This window comes from Oceanospirillum linum, from assembly GCF_001995095.2.
In the GTDB taxonomy this organism is placed as follows: Bacteria; Pseudomonadota; Gammaproteobacteria; order Pseudomonadales; family Halomonadaceae; genus Oceanospirillum; species Oceanospirillum linum.
In genome coordinates, this window is the sequence record NZ_MTSD02000057.1 from 1 (window position 1) to 504 (window position 504).

Below are 504 nucleotides of genomic sequence, written 5' to 3' on the forward strand. Positions count from 1 at the left end.
AATACAGGCTGCTTTAAAATTGTCCGTCTTAGTAGAAGCGAGACATCGTAGATAAATAGCTATTCACTTTACTTGAAGAGATGGCCGTTGGGCTTAGTCTATCAGCGATTCTCAGGGTCAATCCCAGCTGGATCAAGGCATCCTTATCTTCAGCGTCTATGCTCTCTGCATCGGCTGAATTATAAAAGCTGTTAAGTTCAGCAAGCACCGATTTTATATTGGTTTGGCTTGCGGTTGATTGAACGCCATCGAAGTTTTCAATAATTTTTTCAGCGCGATCAAGCGTATCTATCAGCTTGCTATCGGGTTTGTCTTTTTTCAGCTCATCACGGAAATCCTGAATGAACTGGGTGACTTTATCCAATGCGCTATTATTCCCCTGTTCTTTAAAACGTGACATAGGGGAGATCAGCGGCGATAACCTTGATGCTTCAGTGCTATTGATTAAGCCGTATTCTTCAAGCTTAGCGACAAAGTCCGAGGTGATTTGAAAGCCTTTAGTAC

The 504-nt window shown here is 42.5% G+C and carries 1 protein-coding gene; it reads right to left on the bottom strand.

Features of this window, described 5'->3' with window-relative positions:
* Positions 1-28: 28 nt before the first annotated feature.
* Positions 29-504 (bottom strand): hypothetical protein (locus tag BTA35_RS18000; protein WP_161489884.1); only part of this gene is annotated, 476 nt, incomplete at its 5' end.